The sequence below is a fragment of the Mesorhizobium sp. M2A.F.Ca.ET.043.02.1.1 genome, from assembly GCF_003952405.1.
Classification (GTDB): Bacteria; Pseudomonadota; Alphaproteobacteria; order Rhizobiales; family Rhizobiaceae; genus Mesorhizobium.
In genome coordinates this window covers 1,249,824-1,268,712 of record NZ_CP034445.1, presented here as the reverse complement: position 1 = coordinate 1,268,712, position 18,889 = coordinate 1,249,824, and the positions used below count along the sequence as shown (strand labels likewise).

The following is an 18,889-nucleotide window of genomic DNA, read 5'->3' as shown; positions in this document are numbered from 1 at the left end:
CAGCAAAGGGCCTTCGACGGTAGTCTATTCGACGCTGAGCCGATACCCAATACCGCGCACCGTCTGCAGCCACACCGGATTGGACGGATCGCGCTCGATCTTGCGGCGCAGCCGGTTGATCTGCACGTCGATGGTGCGCTCGCCGACATCCGATTCATCGCCGACCAGCTCATGGCGCGGTATGGTCTCGCCCGCCCGCGCGGCGAAGATCGCGAGGATCTCCTGCTCGCGGTCGGTCAGCTTAAGCGCCTCGCCGCCGCGCTTCAATTCGCGCTTGGCGATCTGGAACGTGTAGGGCCCGAACACCAGCTGTTCCACCTTCGGCGTTGCGGCCGGGCCGCCACGGCGCAGGATGTTGTTGATGCGCAGGATCAGCTCGCGCGGATCGAACGGTTTCGGCAGGTAGTCATCGGCGCCGGCTTCCAGCCCGCTGATGCGGCTGTCGGTCTCGGACAGCGCCGTCAGCATCAGGATCGGCACGTTCTTCTCGGCCCGCAGCGCCTTGGTGAGATCGACGCCGGTTTCGCCCGGCATCATGACATCGAGCACCAGAAGGTCGAAGTCGAGGCCGGCGAGCTTGCGCCTGGCTTCGCCGGAATTGCCAGCGACAGTGACGCGAAAGCCATTCTCGGACAGATACTGCTTGAGCAGGTTGCGGATACGCGTGTCGTCGTCAACGACCAGAAGATGCGGCGCGTCATCGTCGGGCGCGGCCGGATGATCGACCTTCTCAATGGTCTCCATGGTTCTTCCCCGATGTTTGCGCAGGCACAATGTCGATCTGCGCTCTTAGTTCCGGATTGACCATCGCTTCCAGGAATCGCTCGATCGTGGCGCGTTCGGTGGCTCCGGAATCCTCCAATGCCGCACGGATGCGGCGCGACTGTGGCCGCGCCAATGCCAAGGCCAGCGCGCGGCCCTTGGCGGTCGGGTAGAGCTCGCGCTGCCGGCGGTCGCGCGGGCCCTGCACCTGGACGATATGATCGGTGTCGATCAGCTGCTTCAAAACCCGCGCAAGGCTCTGCTTGGTGATCTTCAGCACATCGAGCAGCTCGGCGACGGTGAGGCCCGGCCTGCGGTTGACGAAGTGCAGCACACGGTGATGGGCGCGGCCGAAGCCATAGTCCGCGAGGATCTGGTCCGGGTCGGAGGTGAAATCGCGATAGGCGAAAAAGAACAGTTCGATGATGGCGAAGTCGATGCCGTCCTCATCGGCGATCGCCGTCCTGATCGGTTTTCCGGCTGCGGGGCTCGTCATCAATTTCTCCATGCGAGGCGGGAATTATGTCAGTACTATTGACGTAATTCCCGGGCAAATGATAATTTTTGACAAGCTTTTCGGCGGATTGCGAACGAAAAGGCAAGCGGAAGCCGTTTTTCCGGAACTTCCTGAGTTTGCCACGAATTGAATATCCGCCTACGCTTCCAAGCACTGGCCAGCGTTTCGGATCCTGTTCGGATCCTGTGATGGGGCCGGCACGAAGGCTATAAAAAACATAACGATTTGCGGGCACCCGCCCGCGGGAGGTTTCCATGGCATCCGTTCCCTTCGATCAACTGGACGGCTTCATCTGGATGAACGGCGAGTTCGTCAAATGGGCCGACGCCAAGATCCATGTGCTGACCCACGGCCTGCACTATGCCAGCGCCGTCTTCGAGGGCGAGCGCGCCTACGGCGGCCAGATCTTCAAGCTGACCGAGCACAATGAGCGTCTGCATGAATCGGCACGCCTCTTGGGCTTCAAGATTCCCTATCCGGTCGCCGAGATCGACGAGGCCTGCCGGACGCTTTTGAAGAAGCAGGGTTTTCAGGACGCCTATGTGCGTCCGATCGCCTGGCGCGGCAGCGAGCAGATGGGCGTCTCGGCGCAGAACAACCGCATCAATTGCGCCATCGCCATCTGGCAATGGCCGAGCTATTTCGATCCCGCGCAGAAGCTCAAGGGCATCCGTCTCGATGTCGCCGAATGGCGACGGCCCGATCCGCGCACCGCGCCGTCCAAGTCCAAGGCCGCCGGCCTCTACATGATCTGCACGCTGTCCAAACATGCTGCCGAGGCCAAGGGCTATGCCGACGCCATGATGCTCGACTGGCGCGGCCAGGTGGCGGAAGCCACCGGCGCCAATATCTTCTTCGTCAAGGACGGCAAGATCCATACGCCGACGCCCGACTGCTTCCTCGACGGCATCACCCGCCGCACGGTGATCGGCCTGGCCAAGGATCGTGGTTTCGAAGTGATCGAGCGCGCCATCATGCCGGAAGATCTCGAAGGTTTCGAGCAATGCTTCCTGACCGGTACCGCGGCCGAGGTAACACCGGTTTCGGAGATCGGTCCATACCGATTCGAGGTTGGCGAGATCGCCAAGACCTTGATGAACGACTATTCTGCTGCAGTGCAACCAAAGCACGCGATCGCCGCAGAATAGCGATAGTCACAGCTTTTTGTGCAATAGGGGCGGTTTTCGGGCCGCCCTTTTTATTTAAGCTTTCATGCATTTGACTTTCGGACGGTTCGGCGTCTCATGACGGTGTCGGCCCTTGGAGGCAGGCGGCTATGGAGGGACTAGTTACATGGATACGAACACGCTCGTTGCGATCGTTATACAGGTGATTACGGGTGTCATCGGTGGCCAAGCGGTCGGCGCGGCGCTCAAGCAGGCGGCGTTGGGTCAGCTTCCCAAAATCCTCGGCGGTGCCATCGGCGGCGTCGCCGGGGCGGCCATTCTCGGCAGCCTTCTCGGCGGCGGCACGGTCGATCCGGCGGCGGCCGCGGCAGCGGCAGGCGGACTTGGCAGCGCGCTCAACGTGCAGAACATCGTCGGCGGCGCCGGCGGCGGCGCGATCCTGACCGCCATCATCGGCGCGGTCATGGGTGCGATGAAGAAGTAAGGCCTGCCGCTTCAGGCTTTCAAATGGGCGGCTTCGGCCGCCCATTTTCGTTGCCGGGATATTTATGCCGGCCGGCAGTGGACGGCGTTTGCCGGCCTGTCTACATCAGGGCGACAACCGGAGCGGTTCGGACTTTTCCTGGAATTGCTCGAGAAAGGAAAGCCATGGGTCAGCTCAATGCCGGCATCGTGCCGGTCACGCCGTTCCAGCAGAACTGCACCATCCTGTTCGACATGGACGACAAGAACGGCGTCGTCGTCGATCCCGGCGGCGATATTGACCAGGTGCTCAAGGTGCTGAAGGACAATGCCATCAAGGCCGGCGCGATCTGGATCACGCATGGCCATATCGACCATGCCGGCGGCGCGATGGAGTTGAAGGATGCGCTGGGCATCGACATTATCGGCCCGCACGAAGCCGACAAGCCGCTGCTTGCCAATCTCGAGAACCAGGCCAAGCGCTTCGGCCTGACCGATCCGGTGCGTAACTGCGTGCCGGACCGCTTCCTCACCGAAGGCGAGACGGTGTCCTTCGGCGATCACGTGTTCGAAGTGCTGCATTGCCCGGGGCACGCGCCGGGCCATGTCGTCTACTACAACCGCGCGGCCAAGTTCGCGCATGTCGGTGACGTGCTGTTCCGCGGCTCGATCGGCCGCACCGATCTGCCTGGCGGCGACCACGCCGCGCTGATCGCCTCGATCAAGGACAAGCTTCTGCCGCTTGGCGACGATATCGGCTTCATCTGCGGCCATGGACCGGGCAGCCGTTTCGGCGACGAACGGCGGACCAATCCCTTTCTCACCTGACCCGCATGCAAAGAAAAAGCGCCGCTGGAGGCGGCGCTTTTCTGGGCAGGGAACCCAGGCGGTGCTCAAAAGCTCCGCCTAGTTGGCGACGCAGAAATGCTGCTCGCCATCATTGCCGGTGAACGTGCCGGTACGCGAGTTGAAGGTGCGGTAGCGGTCCGAGCAATACTCATACCAGCCGCGGGTCCACGGCTCGGCATAGCGGTCGGCATAGACGACACGCGGCTGCTGCACGTAGTAGCGGCGCACCGGCCGATCGACATAGTAGTCGTCACCATAGGCCGGTTCGTAATAGCGTGGTCCGGGGTTGCTGAGCGCGCTGCCGATCAGGGCGCCGGCCGCGAGGCCGACAACGCCAGCGGCAAGAGCGTCGCCGTTATGATGGCGATGATGGTGCCAGCGCCAGTCGTCAGCATTGGCCGCCGAGAAGGTGGCCAGGGTGGTCGCGGCAATGCCAACGCTCAGGATGGCGGTCTTGAGAAAACGGTTCATCTTCGGTCTCCTTCGCGCCGGCCCGCGCATTTTTTTGGGGATACGGACCGGCTTTAGAAAAGGTTAATAGAAGACCGTGGCTGAACGGAGGCTGAACGGAAATCGGCGTAAACGATTTTTCGTGGCCTGGCGGTTTTTCGAGGCTTGGGCACAGCCCGATACCGGGCGGGAGCGCCCCGCCTGACATAGCCTCCGTCGGATCCGTCGTGAGCCGGCTCAGCCGATCGACAGATTGACGGCCTTCGGACCCTTACCGCGCTTGTCCGGCTCGGTGTCGAATGTCACTTTCTGCCCATCCTCAAGACCGGGAAGGCCCGACGCCTGCACGGCCGAGATGTGGACGAAGACATCCTTTGCGCCATCGTCGGGCGTGATGAAGCCGAAGCCCTTGGCATGGTTGAAGAATTTGACGGTGCCGGTCTGCGGCATGGGAAACTCCTTTGATCCCATCAAGTCAAGTCTCGGGCCGGCAAATTGCCCGAGAGGAAATTTGTCCTTTATTTTAGCGTCATCGGCAAGAGAAAGTTTTCGCCTGCCGATCCAAGCATTTGCGCGCGAAAAAGGCGCGACGGTTCCGTCGCGCCTTCGCAATTTCGAGCCTGTCCAAAAGCCCGTTCAGGATCCTGCCGCATCATTGCATCCGCAAAGGACAGGCGATTGCGCCGATCAGGCGGCGCGCAGGTTGACCGCCTTCGGGCCTTTGCCCATGCGGTCCGGCTCGACGTCGAAGGTGACCTTCTGGCCGTCGACCAGCGTGCGCAGGCCGGATGCCTCGATCGCGGAAATATGGACGAACACGTCCTTGGCGCCGCCATCCGGCGTGATGAAGCCGAAGCCTTTGGTGGCGTTGAAGAACTTTACGGTACCGGTCTGGGCCATTGGGGAAACTCCTTCACCCGTGTCAGTCTTGTGGTTTGCCCGCTGCCTCGCGCCTTGGGCAAATCCCGGTGGTTGCTTCGGCGGTCATGCATTCGCGCATGGTCAAACCCCCCGCCGAAAAACGGGGTTGTCAGAGATTCACACTTATCGGGGAAAGGTCGTCCAAAACGTTCCGCTCTCCGGGTCGCAAATGCCCGAACGGGGAAATTTATTACACGGAAACGTGATGGTTGCAAGACGACGGTCGCGGGCGGCCCGCGGCGCGTCCAACGCTGGGCTTCGAGTAGACCCCGTGCCGGCACGGGTCATCGGCCAGAGAGGGGCCAAGCATGGGCCAGAGCGGGGCTGTCGGCCAAGGGCCTGGGGGCGCCACAAACGGTGGTTGCGTTTGCCGCGGGGAATGCGAGGATGTCGCGAGTTGGCATCACCGGGTCGGGATGAAGGAGGGACAGATGCGGTTTCTTGCGATCTCGCGTCAGGCCGCTGTCATTTTCATCCTGTCCGCGCTGCTGGCGGCCTGTACGGTGGTCGTCGACGATGGGCCCCGGCCGCGCCCGCCCAGGCCGCATCCGCAGCTCTGCACCATGCAATACCAACCGGTCTGCGCCCGGCGCGGCGGCGACCGCCAGACCTTCGCCAATGCCTGCCTGGCCGAACGGGAAGGGTATCGCATCCTGCGCGACGGTCCTTGCCGCGACGGCGGTGGTGGCGGCGAGCCGACATTCTGCACACGCGAATACGCCCCGGTCTGCGCCAGGCGCCATGGGCAAGTGCGCACTTTCCCGAACGCATGCGAGGCCCGCGCGGCGGATTACCGCGTCGTCGGCGACGGGCCGTGCTGAAAAGCAACGCGGTGTCCGGCTCAACAGGCGGGTATGGACACCGCAATGCGCGTGGTGTTGCTTAGCCTTGAATCTCTTGCCCGCATGGCTTAGGTCCGGCGGACCAACAAACACGGCAGGTTTCCCATTAACAGAGATCAAAGAAGAGCGGCGAATGCGGGCGGCAAGCCGGGAACGGCCAGCCCGCTCGATCCCTATGTGCAGCGGGCGCTGCAGCTGCACCAGGCCGGGCGCCGTCAGGAAGCCGAGGCGCTCTATCGGCAGGTTCTGGGGCAGCAGCCGAACCATGCCGCCGCCTTGCAATTCCTCGGACTGCTGCTGCACCAGACCGGCCGCAGCGAGGAGGGGCTCGAGCTCATCGAGCAGTCGGTGACGCTGCAGCCCAGGAATGCCGACTTCCTCAACAATATGGGCACCGTCATGCGCGACCTCGGCCGGGTCGCCGCCGCGGTCGATTTCTTTCGCGGCGCGGTGGATATCAAGCCGGACCAACTGGCCGCGCGCGACAATCTCGGCTCGTCGCTGAAGCAGCTCGGCCAGTTCGACGCCGCCGAGGAGATCTTTCGCGGCACGATCGGCCGCAACCCGTTCCATGTCCGCGCCCGCATCGGGCTTGCGGAAACGCTGCAGGAGGCCGGGCGGCTGGATGAGGCGATCAAGCTGTTCCGCGAGTCCTTGTCGATCCGGCCGAAGGACGCCGAGCTGCTCTACGGCCTGGGCGTGGCCATGATGGAGAAGGGCAAGCTCGACGAAGCCGCCGATCTTGCCCGACAGGCGGTGGCCGTTGTTCCCGGCATGGCCAAGGCCTGGCTGCTTTTGACCCAGGTCAAGCGTCAGACCGAACGCGACAAGGAGCTTGCCGGCATGGAGGCCGAGCATGCCAAGGCGCCACAGGGCAGCCTGGCGCGCATGCAGCTTTCCTTCGGTCTCGGCAAGGTCAATGACGACCTCAAGGACTATGGCCGCGCTTTCGACTATTTCGCCGAGGGCAATGCCATCCGCCGCCAGGGCATCGACTACGATCCGGTCCGCACGCGCGGCGAATTCGAGGCGATGAAAGCGGCCTTCGACAAGACCTTCTTCGAGAAGCACCGGACAAGCGATATTTCAGCCGACACGCCGATCTTCGTTGTCGGCATGCCGCGTTCCGGCACCACGCTGGTCGAGCAGATCATCGCCAGCCATCCGCAGGTCTATGGCGCCGGCGAGTTGAACATCTTGAAGACGGCCGTCGGAAAGCAGTTTCCGATGAGCATGCCGGGTGGATTCCCCGCCGGGATCGCCGACACGCCCGACAAGGCCTTCGCCGAGGCGGGTCAGGCCTATCTCGACATGCTGCATAGCCGCTATCCGGGCTACCGCCATGTCACCGACAAGATGCCGGGGAACTTCATGCTGGTCGGCTTCCTGCACATGATGCTGCCGAAGGCCAAGATCGTCCATTGCGCGCGCGACGCGGCGGCGACGTGCCTGTCGATCTTCAAGGTGCATTTCCGCGGCGACAGCCATCGTTACGGCTACGACCTAGGCGAGCTCGCGGATTTCCATAACCTCTACACCGACATCATGGCGCATTGGCACAAGGTGCTGCCAGGCGTCGTGCACGATGTGCGCTATGAGGATTTCGTCGCCGACCAGGAAGGGCAGACGCGGGCGCTGATGGCGCATCTCGGCCTGCCCTGGGACGACAAGGTTCTGTCCTTCCACGAGACGGACCGGCCGGTGCGCACCGCTTCCGCCGCGCAGGTGCGCCAGCCGATGTATCAGGGCTCGGTCGATCTGTGGAAGCGGTATGGGGATCGACTGAAGCCGCTGCTGGACAAGCTGCAGAACGGATAGAGCAAGCATTGAACCGGCAGGCCGCTTGCTCTGAGTCATCGCAGGGGTCCGCGATTAGCCGCTACCTCGCGACCTCGTCATTCCAGGGCGGAGCAAGGAGCGAAGCGACGCGCGCAGACCCTGGAATCCATGCCGTTACCTCGATCGAAACGTGCAACGGTGCAGAATTCTGGACCGCCGCGGCGCTTCCAAGTCACGGCATGGATCCTCGGGTCTGCGCAGGAGCTCCGCTCCTGCTCCGCCCGTGGATGACGACCGATAGGCTGTGATCAAAGCTCGATGAACGGCTGGAAGCCGCCGAAGATCATGCGCTTGCCATCGAAGGGCATGGCGGACCAGTCCATCTTGAGACGTTCATCGGCCATCACCTTGGCCATGACCGCGTCGCGGCTCTGTCTGGATTCGTAGACGACCCAGGCGAAGATGACGATCTCGTCGTCCTTCGCCTGTACGGCACGCGGAAACGAGGTCAGCTCGCCATAGGGCACGTCGTCACCGATGCATTCGACATAGGAGAGCGCGCCGTGCTCCATCCAAATCGGGCCCGCGGTGTTGGCCAGCTTCTTGTAGTCGTCGAGATTTGCCTTCGGCACGGCAATCACGAAACCGTCGACATAGGACATGGTGAAACTCCTTGGTTGGGCCCGGCTTTCCCTCCTCCCTTTGCGGGAGAAGGTGGATCGGCGCGCAACGCCGACTTGGATGAAGGGTGCCTCAGCCTGGCGCCAAGCTACCCCTCACCCGGATTGCCAGCCGATTTGCGAAGGGCAAATCGGGGCAATCCGACCTCTCCCACAGACAGGAGGAGAGGTGGACGGCTCACTTCACCGGCGCGTTCATCGCCCAGGCGATGCCGAAGGGGTCTTTCACCTGGCCCCAGCGGTCGCCCCAGAACATCACCTGCAGCGGGGTGACGACCTCGCAGCCGGCATCGACCGCCCGCTTCCACCAGGCGTCGATGTCGTCGCTGCCGAGATGGAGCTGCAGCGTATAGCCCTGCGCCGCCTGGTGCGGATGGCCGTGTTCCGGATAGGCGTCGCCCAGCATCAGCGTCGAGCCGTTGACGTAGAGATGGATATGCATGGTGCGGCCCTTGTCGTCCGGCGGATAGGCGAACACTTCCTCCGCGCCAAAAGCCTTCTTGTAGAATTCGGCGGCCTTGATGGCGCCGTCGACCTGCAGGTAGGGGGTCAGTCCGCCAAGGACCTTGGCGCGGGGCGGGGTCTGGTCGTTCATATTCGTGTTCCTCTTCACGGGTTTGACGTGGCTTGCGGCCCAAGGACGGACGAAGCGGCGGCGATCCTACATGCCTCCAGAAATTCTTCTTAAGCGCCTTGCCTTGAAGGCGCGCGGCCGCGGGACAATCGCATTGAAAGCATCATTTTATATGACCTTCGCCGAGAAGGTGCTGGCGCGGCGGCTTTCGCGCGTTTCGAAAATCTCCGGAAAGCCGATGTCCTTGCGCAGCTCTGCGGGCAGCGACAGCAGGATGCGCTCGCTGCGGTGACGGGCACGCGCCTCGGCATACCGGTTGGCGAGGCGGCCGATGGACGACAGTACCGACATGACAATTCTCCCTGGTTGATGCCGGCATCATCGTGTCGGCATCCCAAGGACGAGGCGGCAACAGGCGATCCGACAGATCGCTCCAAATCTTTTTCAGAACACCGATGCCGCCAGCGCGGTGTCGTAATACTCCACCATCTCGATGATCTCGCCGTCGCGGACCGTCCAGAAATTGGCGGTGCGCATGATGAGCTCCTCGCCGGTGGTACGGCGCGTCATATGGATCTCGACCTGCGCGGCAACCTTGTCGCCGCCGTCGATGATCTCGACCGGGACGAAGTGGCGGTATTCGAAGTCATCGTCGAGCGCCAGGAGCCTGGAGAGGAATTCCTGTTTGCCGTGCGCGGTGCCGGCATGACGCGATTGCCGGGGATCGGCAATCCAGCGGAACACGACATCCTCCGCGCACCGCGCCAGGGCACCCTCGATGTCGCGGTCCGCATAGGCTTTGTAGAGATTGCTGACGATTTCCACTGCACGCATGGCCCGTCCCCTCCATGGTTGAGCAATTCAGCATGCGCTTTTTTTAGCAGATGGAAAAGTATCGCCGGGCCGGCGGCGACGGCCCGGCGGGTGTATCGTCTCTCAGTTCGGCGTTTCGGCGACGGAGCGGAAGAACGCTTCCGGGTCGTCGACCTCGGTCAGCCGCCGCTTCTCGATCAGCCAGAAGCGGTTGCCGACGGCGCGGATGAAGGAGCGGTCGTGCGAGGCAAGCAGACAGCTTGCCTGATGCTTCAGCAACTCGTCCTCCAATGCTTCCTGGCCATCGATGTCGAGATGGTTGGTCGGCTCGTCGAGCAGATAGAAATTGGGGTTGGTCAGCCGCAATACCAGCATCATCAGTCTCGACCGCTGCCCGCCCGACAAGGCGCCGATCTTTTTGTCCTGCATCTCGATGACGACGCCGGCGCCGGCAAGGAGCGAACGCGCCCGCTGCTCGCCGATCTCGAACCGGCGCGAGACCATTGCCAGCGGCGTGTCTTCGCCATTGATGCCCGACAGCGCCTGGTCGCTGTAGCCGAGCACGGTCGACGGCGTCACCTTGATGTTCGCAATCGAGCCGGGTTCGGCAATGGCGTTGCGGATCATGGCGATGAAGCGCGTCTTGCCGACGCCGTTGCGGCCGAGCAGCACGATGCGATCGTCCTGGCAGATATGGCGCTTCCCGGTCCTGAATAGCAGTGTGCCATCAGGCGTTTCGACCGCCGCGTCCTCCAGCGTGATCAGCACCTTGGCGTGGGTGCCGCGGTTCGCCAGCCTGATCGCGCCGGCCGAGCGCTCGCGATGCGCTTGTACGGCGGCATCCTCCAGCTTCTCTGCCCGCTCCTTCAACTGCTTGGTCTTCACCGTCAAAAGGTCGCTGCCTGAATTGATGCCGATGTTGTTCAGCTTGGCGGCTTGCTTGCGCAGCTGCTGGGCGATCTTCATGTCGCGCTCGAACTTGCGCGCCATCGAGGCGTCGAGCTCGTCGAGCGCATGCCTGGCGCGTGAATAGGGCAGAGCGAACACCGGCGACTCTTCGGGACGCAGGAACAGCGTGCGGTTGGTGACAGCGTCGAGGAAAGCGCGGTCATGGCTGGCGACGATCACAGGCACGTCGGGCGGCAGCGCGTTCAGCCAGTCCTCCAGCTGGCCGATCCTGGCGAGGTCGAGATGATTGGTCGGCTCGTCGAGCAGAAGCACGTCGGGATCGGTGACCCAGACACGCGCGATCAGCGCCAGCCGCTGCCAGCCGCCGCTCAGCGCGCGCATCGGCCGGCCGCGCATGTCTTCCGGCACGTCGAGCGAGTCGAGAACCACGTCGACGCGCCACAACTCGCTGTCGCGCTGCTCGACCGGCAAGGCGTCGGCGACGACGTCATGGAAGCTGCGGTTGAGCAATGCGCCGGGAACGGATTGCTCGACATGGCCGACGCGCAGGCCGCGTGACCGGGTGATGTCGCCGGAGGTGGGTTCGAATTCACCGGCCAGGCATTTGAGCAAGGTGGACTTCCCACGGCCATTGGCTGCGACGATGCCCAGCCGGTCGCCGGCGCCGATGGTGAGGTCGAGGTTGGAGAAGAGCGGCGCACTCATGGTGACGCCGACGGATTTGAGGCTGATCAGGGCCATTCGATTTCTCTGGTCTTGCCGGAAAGTCCGGCTGATGCACTTTGACGGTGCGCCGGCTGATCAACGGATCAGCTTAGCGGCACCACGAAGGGCAGACCAAAAATCGAAACGGGAAAAACCCGGACCGTCCGGTCAGCCCTGCAAGCAAGCTCGCAGGGCGCAAATCGGGCCACGCTGACGATGGTGATCGATAGACACGCAGCCCTCCTTTCCAGAGTTCGAGTTGGGGTTGGGTACACCGGGGAGGGGGCGAATGGCAAGGGGCGGCGAAGTTCACAGCTGCAACGGAGTCGCCGCGTTCCTTCGCGCCCCCCTCTGGCCTGCCGGCCATCTCCCCCGGGGGGAGATTAGCTGTCATAGGCGCCTCGCCAATCGCCAGCGTTGCAAGATGGAAGCCGGCGCTTCAGCCGCCAATCTCCCCCCTCGTGGGGGAGATGTCCGGCAGGACAGAGAGGGGCGCTGTCCCGCCAGCATCTCAACGTGTCTTGAACCGACCTTCGGAAATCAATGCCCTGGCCGTCCCGTCTTGCCCGGTCGACGCTTCTGGCGACGCTCGTCGGCCGGCTCCTCGTAGGAGCCGATGCCCGAACGCTGGCGGACGATGGGTTTGCTGGAATCGCCGCGTTCCTTCGCGCCCCCCTCCGTCCTGCCGGACATCTCCCCCACAAGGGGGGAGATCGGCTTTGGCTTCGCCGGCACTTTTCCCTCGACGGGCTTTTCCGTACGGCGCACCGTCATCTCGTCGAGCGAGTTCTTGCGGAACAACGGCTTGGTGCGGTCGCCGGGAATGCCGAAGTCGGAGCCGTGCGCTTCTGCCGCCGACTGTTTCTTGAACAGCGAGCGCGACACGGCGCCCGCCGGTGTCGCCATGTCGGTGCCAGGCCCCATGTCGTCGATCGACGGCTTGGCGAAGAGTGGCTTCTTCACCGGCACGGCGCCGTCGGCGCCCATCTCGTCGAGATGCGGCTTGCGGAACAGGTTGGGCCGGGCGGCCTTGGCCGCTTCCTCGGCGGCGCGCGCTTCGTCGAGCCTGCGGAAGCGCTCCTGTTCCTCGGCGGTACGATGCCTGGCCACGCCCTTGTTGTGCTTGCCCTTCTCGCGGCCCGAAGCGGGGCTCTGGCTTTCCACCTCACGCGCCAGCGGGTCGTCGGAGATGGCAAGCTCCATCTCGCGCAGCCGCTTGATCTCGTCGCGGATGCGCGCGGCCTTCTCGAAGTCGAGATTGGCGGCGGCATCGCGCATCTGCTTGTCGAGCGCCTCGAGATGCGTCTTCAGATTGTTGCCAATCATGGCGCCGGCATCGTCGGTGAACTGCGAGATGTCGGCGCGGACGTGGTCCTTCTCGTAGACGGAATCGAGGATGTCGGCGATGCGCGACTTGACCGATTCCGGCGTGATGCCGTTGGCGGCGTTCCACTCCATCTGCTTCTCGCGGCGGCGGTTGGTCTCCGCCATCGCCCGCTCCATCGAGCTGGTGATCTGGTCGGCATAGAGGATGACCTTGCCGTCGACATTGCGGGCGGCGCGGCCGATGGTCTGGATCAGTGAGGTTTCCGAACGCAGGAAACCTTCCTTGTCGGCGTCGAGGATGGCGACGAAGCCGCACTCCGGAATGTCGAGGCCTTCGCGCAGAAGGTTGATGCCGACCAGCACGTCGAAGGCGCCAAGGCGCAGGTCGCGCAGAATCTCGATGCGCTCCAGCGTGTCGATGTCGGAATGCATGTAGCGAACGCGAATGCCGTTCTCATGCAGGTACTCGGTGAGATCCTCGGCCATGCGCTTGGTGAGCACGGTGACCAGCGTGCGGTAGCCGAGCCGCGTCGTGTCGCGGATTTCGCCGACGACGTCGTCGACCTGGCTCTTGGCCGGACGCACCTCGACCGGCGGGTCGATCAGCCCGGTCGGGCGGATGACCTGCTCGGCGAAGACGCCGCCGGACTGCTCCAGCTCCCAGCCGCCCGGTGTCGCCGAAACGGCGACCGAGAGCGGTCGCATGGCGTCCCATTCCTCGAAGCGCAGAGGCCGGTTGTCCATGCAGGAGGGCAGGCGGAATCCGTACTCCGCCAGCGTCGCTTTGCGGCGGAAGTCGCCGCGATACATGCCGCCGATCTGCGGCACGGTGACGTGGCTCTCGTCGATGAAGATCAGCGCATTGTCCGGGACATATTCGAACAGCGTCGGCGGGGGATCGCCCGGCTGGCGGCCAGTGAGATAGCGCGAATAGTTCTCGATGCCGGCGCAGGAGCCGGTCGCCTCCAGCATCTCCAGATCGAAGCGTGTGCGCTGTTCCAGCCGCTGCGCCTCCAAGAGACGCCCAGCCTTTTCAAGCTCTTGCAGGCGGTGCTTGAGCTCTTCCTTGATCGACTTGATGGCTTGATTCAAGGTCGGGCGCGGCGTCACATAGTGCGAATTGGCGTAGATCTTGACGCTCTTCAGCTCGCCGGTCTTCTGGCCGGTCAGCGGATCGAATTCCGTAATCGACTCGATCTCGTCGCCGAACATCGAGATGCGCCAGGCGCGGTCTTCAAGGTGGGCGGGAAAGATTTCGATCGTGTCGCCGCGCACACGGAACGAGCCGCGCACGAAGTTGATGTCCTGGCGCTTGTATTGCTGGGCGACGAGGTCGGCGAGAAGCGAGCGCTGGTCGAGCCGGTCGCCGACCTGCATCTGGAAGGTCATCGCCGTGTAGGTCTCGACCGAGCCGATACCGTAGATGCAGGAGACCGAGGCGACGATAATGACGTCGTCGCGCTCCAGCAGCGAGCGCGTCGCCGAGTGGCGCATGCGGTCGATCTGCTCGTTGATCGAGGATTCCTTCTCGATATAGGTGTCGGTCCGGGGCACATACGCTTCCGGCTGGTAGTAGTCGTAGTAGGAGACGAAATACTCGACCGCGTTCTCGGGGAAGAACTTCTTGAACTCGGCGTAGAGCTGCGCGGCCAGCGTCTTGTTGGGCGCCAGGATCAGGGCCGGGCGTTGCGTTTCCTCGATCACCTTGGCCATGGTGAAGGTCTTGCCCGAGCCGGTGACGCCGAGCAGCACCTGGGTGCGGTCGTGCCGGTCGACGCCTTCGACGAGGTCCTTGATGGCGGTCGGCTGGTCGCCAGCGGGCTCGAAGTCCGACACCATCTTGATGGCGATGCCGCCTTCCGACTTCTCCGGGCGGGCCGGCCGGTGCGGCGTCCAGAGCTGGCCGTCCTTGTGCAGCGGATTGCCGGATTCGATCAGCGCCGACAGCGCCGCGACGGTCGCGGTGACGCCGCTGGACGAAACCTGCTCTGCATCCTCCAGGCTGATGTCGAGACCGGCTACCGGGTTGAGACCGGCGGCGGCGCGCTCCTTGGCCGAGGCCGCGCCGCCCATCGAGGTGCCGCGCGCCGTGCGCCCGGGCGCCGACGAGCGCTCTGGGATCTTCTTCGGGGCTTTGGCCTTCGGCTGCTTTTCCGCCTCGCGCTCGATCTGCCCAGCCCAATCGGAGATCGAGCCGGTCAGCGGCGCCCCGGTGAAATCAGCCTGCGGCGCCTCGGCGAAGCCGCCGGGATTCAACGGCTCGGCGGCGTCGAGGAAGTCGGTCAGCGGGCTGCGCCGCTTCGGCGCGCCGTCTTGCGAAGGCGTCTTCTTGTCAGGATGTCTGGCCATGGCCCGAATATGGGTGGACTCGGCCGAAATGGAAAGGGGCGAGTGAAAGGGCGCCAGCCGGGCGCGGACGCTGCTGACAGAAGGCTGTCAGCAGAGGCGTCATGATCCGATGTGGCTGGCTAACGCCGACCTCAGGTTCCTCGCCCCGCCAGAGGCGCGGAGAGGTGTCCGCGAAGCGGACGGAGAGGGGCTTCGTAAGGTGGAAGCCCCTTCTCTTCGAGGCGCTTTCGCCGCCCGAACCGACGCTCCCCTCTGCGTCCCGGCTTCGCCGAGCCACCTCTCCCCATTCCATGGCGGCGAGGAACCCAAGACTTGCGACCCTCAGTTGAACCACAGCGCGAATGTCAAAAAGCCGGCGCCGCCGAACTCGCGCTGGATCTGGTCGAAATCGTTGCTGGTGAGGATCTTGCCGTTTTCGAGATAGGGCGCGATGCCGGGGCCGGTGATCGACAGAACGAGGTCGAAGGGTTTCGGCTCGTCGAAGAAGCGCTTCATGTTGATGCCCTTGCCGGCGATGCGGAAATGCGGCAGCAGCACGCGGCCTTCGAGAAGGTCCTCGGCCATGGTCAGCGTGGCGAGCCAAGCGGTTACCTGCTCCTGGCCGACGTCGAGGCCGGTGAGGGGATTGGCGCCTTTCTGCTGCGGTCCCGGCAGCCATTCGCGGTCATTGTCGGTCTCGGCCAGGATCGCTTTCCAGTCTTCGCGCGACAGCCGGATCATCTCCAGCAGATGGCGTCGTGCGGCCTGCCGGCGTTCCGGCTCGACCACCGGCCAGTTGACGAGATGCACCAGCGAGATGAAGTCGGCGAAGCGCCATTCCGAGGCGAACATGTTGCCGCTCATGCCGCCGTCCAGCGGCACCAGGACATCCTGCAGCGGCAGTTTGGCGCGCGGGAACAGCATGTGGAAAGAGCCGTCGAACATGGCCTTGAAATCATGCGACAGCCAGAAATCGGCCTGCGCCATCAGGAACTCGGCATAGCCCTGCAGCCAGAAGCCGTCGGCGCGATCAAAGCGGAAGGTGAGCGAAGGCGCGGCAGCGCTCGTGTCGATGCTGCCATGCGCGAGCGAAGCCATGATCGCGGCGAAGCTTTCGTCGGGCGCTATGGCGCCGTCCTCGTTGAGATCGATACCGGCGCGGGTGAGGTCAACGACCATGCCGATGTCGGCGTTGGCCGGGACGGAACCCAGCGTTGCGGCGGATTTTTCCAGGCGGTCGCGGAAGGAGACCAGGATGGCGCGGAATTCCTCATAGGTCAGCGGCTGCGGGTTGGGATTGTCGGGCACGGGCAGCTGCATCAGCGGCAGCATGAAGGATTTCGGGCTGTCGAAGCCGTGGCGATGCAGGCCGCCGGCGAGGAGCTCGAGCGCGGTGAAGAACTCGCCGGCGCCGGCCGCATAGGCCGCTGCCGGGTCCTTCGCCGCTGCCGCCTCCAACGTCGACAGCGCCGCGTTCCGCTCTGCCACGCTCTTCGCCTCGAACATGGACTTGGCTGCGTCCGGCATCTCCGCCCAGGCGAAGGATGCCGGCAGGAATGCAAACAAGGCTGCTGCAAGGATCGCTCTACGCATCGTCATCGCCCTCCACTGCGTCGTGTTGCAAGCATACACGCATTTGGCTCGTGGCGTCGCCTAGCCCACGCCGATTGGCGGGCTGCTTTCGATACGGCGGCCGGCTTCAATCGGCCGGTCAGACAGTCTAGAGAAAGCAAAACTGGACCTGCCCGTGTCGAATTATCCGCTTTCCTACAAACTGTCCTGGTTGCCACGCCTGCTGCGACCGTCTCTCGGTGGCGACCGAAACGGTTTTGTGGCGCCGGCGGCGAGGTTGATCGATCCGCCGCCCATGCGGACAGTGCGGCTGGCGTTTGTCGGCGACATTTCGGCCGTTGCCAATCGCGATGCCCCGGAATGCGATCCGACGATCGCCGCGCTGCTCTCCTCCGCTGACCTCGTGGTCGGCAATTGCGAAAGCCCTATCGTCGAACGTCCATACACGACCATGGGCACGCGGCTCGGCACGCATCATGCGATGAGCGAGCGTTTCCTGGCCGATGCGCTCGCAGCAGCCGGCATTGCGCGTGACAGGCTGGTGCTGTCCCTGGCCAACAACCACGTGCTCGATCAGGGCATAGCCGGTTTCGAGGAAACGCTTGCGGCGCTCAACCGGCTCGGGATCCGGACCATCGGAACGGTTGCAGGCGGACCTGTCCAGAGTCATGCCGCCGGATCACTGACGATCGGCTTCGCGGCCTTCACGCTCTGGCGCAACACCGGCGCCGCGCCGTTTGAGGAACGGATCTCGATGCAGACCGCCGAATGGCCCCACGACGCCATGTCCGGCGTCGACCTTGCCTGCGCCGTGCCGCACTGGGACTGGGAGTTCCGGCATTTTCCGCGCAAGGCGACGCGGGCGCTGGCGAGGCTGCTGGCGGATAAGGGCGCCGGGCTGATCGTCGGCCATCATGCCCATGTCGTGCAGCCGGTCGAGCGCATCGGTCGCGGGGTCACCGCTTATGGGCTCGGCGATTTCCTCGGCACTGCCTTGGCCAGCACGCCATGGCCCGCACGCATCGGCTCGATATTCGTGGTCGACGTCAGCGCCGATCCGGCCACGCACGGTAGGATCGCCGCCTACCGGCAGCATTTCTTCATGCGACTGCGAGCAGGCAACCACGAGCGGCTGGTGCCGGTGGAGGCTCTGGGCGGCGCGCTCAAGCGGCGGGTTGCGGCCCGGCTGCAGGCGATTTTTCCTGCTCCCGGGGACTAGTCGCCGATCACCGCGGGCACAGGCGACTTTCGCGCAAAAGCCGCTATCATAAGCCGATCTTAGCGCCGACCGGGGATGGCCATGGAAGCAGCGGATTTCATGCCGAACGAGGCGGTGATCGCGGGCATCAGGCGCGGCATCGAGGAGTATGAGGCGAAACGGGCGTCGGCCCAGAGACAGGTCCGCTGGCGGGTACCGGTGTTCGTCGGCCTGGTCGCCGTCTTCGTCGCGCTGATAGCCTGGCTGTTCAACGCCGCCGCCGATCCGCACGAGCAATGGCTCTCGACGCCGCATGTCTTTCTCTATCTCGGCGGCATGATCGTCGCGGTGCTGCTCTATTTCCAGGCGCTGAGGCCGGCGACCCGGCTGCAGCAGTCCTTCCGCGATACGCTGCTGCCGATGATCTTCGGCTTCGTGCGTGATGTGCGCTATCAGCATGGCGTGCGGCCGAACTCCTTCGAGAGGATGCCGCGCGAAACCGTCGCCGCTTTCAACCGGCAGAGCTTCGACGACGTCATTTCCGGGCGTTATGAGGATTTTCCCTTCGAGCTCTACGAGGCGAAGCTCTGGGAAGGCTCCGGCAAAAGCGAGACGACCGCCTTCAAGGGCGTCATTGTCGCCTTTGAGACCATCGAGCCGTTCCCGGGAACGCTGGTCGCGGCGCGCAAGGCCGGCAAGGTGGCGCATTTCTTCCGCGGCATGTTCGCCTCCAAGATGCAGGAGCTGTCATCCGGCGTCGAAGACCTCGATGACACCTATGAATTCCGCACCGACAATGTCGAGGCGGCGCGGCCTCTGGTGACCGGCCGGATGGCGCAGGCGCTGACCTGGCTGCGCGAGACATGGCCCTACGACCAGGCACGGGTGGCGCTCAGCGGCAGCGACGGCTTTCTGCTGATGCCGCGATCGAAGAACTTCTTCGAGCTGCCGGATATTGCGCAACCGATCGACTACAACATTCATGTCGCGCCGATGATCACCGATCTCGGCGCGATGCTGGCGACGGCGGCGCTGGTGCGCAAGGTCGGCGCGAAGGACGAGTCGGTTGGCTAGG

At 63.9% G+C, this 18,889-nt stretch carries 19 protein-coding genes; 7 read left to right on the top strand and 12 right to left on the bottom strand.

What is annotated here, in order from left to right:
- Window positions 1-24: 24 nt before the first annotated feature.
- Together EJ068_RS06015 and EJ068_RS06010 are read right to left on the bottom strand one after the other, a co-directional pair.
- Entirely contained in the window at window positions 25-744 is a 720-nt protein-coding gene (locus EJ068_RS06015; RefSeq protein WP_126081672.1) for a response regulator transcription factor, read from the bottom strand.
- Window positions 731-1,258, bottom strand: coding sequence for a MarR family transcriptional regulator (locus tag EJ068_RS06010; RefSeq protein WP_042647466.1), 528 nt, complete (start codon window positions 1,256-1,258; stop codon window positions 731-733). The genes EJ068_RS06015 and EJ068_RS06010 overlap by 14 nt, the downstream gene beginning before the upstream one ends.
- Before the next feature lie 275 nt (window positions 1,259-1,533).
- Here EJ068_RS06010 and EJ068_RS06005 point away from each other — a divergent pair, with 275 nt between their 5' ends.
- The 3 genes from EJ068_RS06005 to EJ068_RS05995 all read left to right on the top strand — a co-directional run bounded on the left by EJ068_RS06005 (window position 1,534) and on the right by EJ068_RS05995 (window position 3,696).
- Entirely contained in the window at window positions 1,534-2,427 is an 894-nt protein-coding gene (locus EJ068_RS06005; protein ID WP_127251736.1) for a branched-chain amino acid aminotransferase, read from the top strand.
- Window positions 2,428-2,572: 145 nt separating this feature from the next.
- Complete coding sequence (locus EJ068_RS06000; RefSeq protein WP_127251735.1) at window positions 2,573-2,890, top strand: hypothetical protein; 318 nt, start codon at window positions 2,573-2,575, stop codon at window positions 2,888-2,890.
- Between the two features lie 164 nt (window positions 2,891-3,054).
- Window positions 3,055-3,696, top strand: coding sequence for an MBL fold metallo-hydrolase (locus EJ068_RS05995; protein WP_127251734.1), 642 nt, complete (start codon window positions 3,055-3,057; stop codon window positions 3,694-3,696).
- A 78-nt stretch (window positions 3,697-3,774) separates the two neighbouring features.
- On the opposite strand, the gene EJ068_RS05990 is transcribed toward EJ068_RS05995, so the two are convergent.
- The 3 genes from EJ068_RS05990 to EJ068_RS05980 all read right to left on the bottom strand — a co-directional run bounded on the left by EJ068_RS05990 (window position 3,775) and on the right by EJ068_RS05980 (window position 5,067).
- On the bottom strand, window positions 3,775-4,188 hold the full coding sequence (locus tag EJ068_RS05990; RefSeq protein WP_127251733.1) for a BA14K family protein: 414 nt from the start codon (window positions 4,186-4,188) through the stop codon (window positions 3,775-3,777).
- A 216-nt stretch (window positions 4,189-4,404) separates the two neighbouring features.
- Window positions 4,405-4,617, bottom strand: coding sequence for a cold-shock protein (locus EJ068_RS05985; RefSeq protein WP_006202521.1), 213 nt, complete (start codon window positions 4,615-4,617; stop codon window positions 4,405-4,407).
- Between the two features lie 237 nt (window positions 4,618-4,854).
- On the bottom strand, window positions 4,855-5,067 hold the full coding sequence (locus EJ068_RS05980) for a cold-shock protein (protein WP_006202520.1): 213 nt from the start codon (window positions 5,065-5,067) through the stop codon (window positions 4,855-4,857).
- Between the two features lie 452 nt (window positions 5,068-5,519).
- On the opposite strand from EJ068_RS05980, the gene EJ068_RS05975 reads away from it, so the two are divergent.
- Window positions 5,520-5,909 carry a Kazal-type serine protease inhibitor domain-containing protein gene (locus EJ068_RS05975; protein WP_126081677.1) on the top strand — a complete coding sequence of 130 codons (390 nt, stop codon included), beginning with the start codon at window positions 5,520-5,522 and terminating at the stop codon, window positions 5,907-5,909.
- A gap of 198 nt (window positions 5,910-6,107) precedes the next feature.
- Window positions 6,108-7,748, top strand: a complete 1,641-nt coding sequence (locus EJ068_RS05970; protein WP_126081678.1) for a tetratricopeptide repeat-containing sulfotransferase family protein — start codon at window positions 6,108-6,110, stop codon at window positions 7,746-7,748.
- Window positions 7,749-8,017: 269 nt separating this feature from the next.
- Here EJ068_RS05970 and EJ068_RS05965 read toward each other — a convergent pair whose 3' ends face one another.
- The 7 genes from EJ068_RS05965 to EJ068_RS05930 all read right to left on the bottom strand — a co-directional run bounded on the left by EJ068_RS05965 (window position 8,018) and on the right by EJ068_RS05930 (window position 16,643).
- Window positions 8,018-8,371: a DUF1428 family protein gene (locus tag EJ068_RS05965; RefSeq protein ID WP_042640215.1), complete on the bottom strand. Its 354-nt coding sequence runs from the start codon at window positions 8,369-8,371 to the stop codon at window positions 8,018-8,020.
- 196 nt (window positions 8,372-8,567) lie between these two features.
- Complete coding sequence (locus tag EJ068_RS05960) at window positions 8,568-8,984, bottom strand: glyoxalase/bleomycin resistance/extradiol dioxygenase family protein (RefSeq protein ID WP_126081680.1); 417 nt, start codon at window positions 8,982-8,984, stop codon at window positions 8,568-8,570.
- Between the two features lie 147 nt (window positions 8,985-9,131).
- A complete protein-coding gene (locus EJ068_RS05955) occupies window positions 9,132-9,314 on the bottom strand; it encodes a hypothetical protein (protein WP_042645761.1) in 183 nt (60 codons plus the stop codon).
- A 93-nt stretch (window positions 9,315-9,407) separates the two neighbouring features.
- Complete coding sequence (locus EJ068_RS05950; RefSeq protein ID WP_126081681.1) at window positions 9,408-9,797, bottom strand: nuclear transport factor 2 family protein; 390 nt, start codon at window positions 9,795-9,797, stop codon at window positions 9,408-9,410.
- 102 nt (window positions 9,798-9,899) lie between these two features.
- Entirely contained in the window at window positions 9,900-11,426 is a 1,527-nt protein-coding gene (locus EJ068_RS05945) for an ABC-F family ATP-binding cassette domain-containing protein (RefSeq protein ID WP_127251732.1), read from the bottom strand.
- A gap of 504 nt (window positions 11,427-11,930) precedes the next feature.
- The gene (uvrB, locus tag EJ068_RS05935) at window positions 11,931-15,065 is read right to left on the bottom strand and encodes an excinuclease ABC subunit UvrB (protein WP_127253732.1); all 3,135 of its coding nucleotides are present in this window, start codon (window positions 15,063-15,065) and stop codon (window positions 11,931-11,933) included.
- Between the two features lie 321 nt (window positions 15,066-15,386).
- A complete protein-coding gene (locus EJ068_RS05930) occupies window positions 15,387-16,643 on the bottom strand; it encodes a hypothetical protein (protein ID WP_127386100.1) in 1,257 nt (418 codons plus the stop codon).
- A gap of 148 nt (window positions 16,644-16,791) precedes the next feature.
- Here EJ068_RS05930 and EJ068_RS05925 point away from each other — a divergent pair, with 148 nt between their 5' ends.
- Both EJ068_RS05925 and EJ068_RS05920 read left to right on the top strand, forming a co-directional pair.
- Window positions 16,792-17,835, top strand: a complete 1,044-nt coding sequence (locus EJ068_RS05925) for a CapA family protein (protein WP_127253717.1) — start codon at window positions 16,792-16,794, stop codon at window positions 17,833-17,835.
- Between the two features lie 81 nt (window positions 17,836-17,916).
- The gene (locus tag EJ068_RS05920) at window positions 17,917-18,888 is read left to right on the top strand and encodes a DUF3137 domain-containing protein (protein ID WP_127253716.1); all 972 of its coding nucleotides are present in this window, start codon (window positions 17,917-17,919) and stop codon (window positions 18,886-18,888) included.
- Window position 18,889 lies beyond the last annotated feature (1 nt).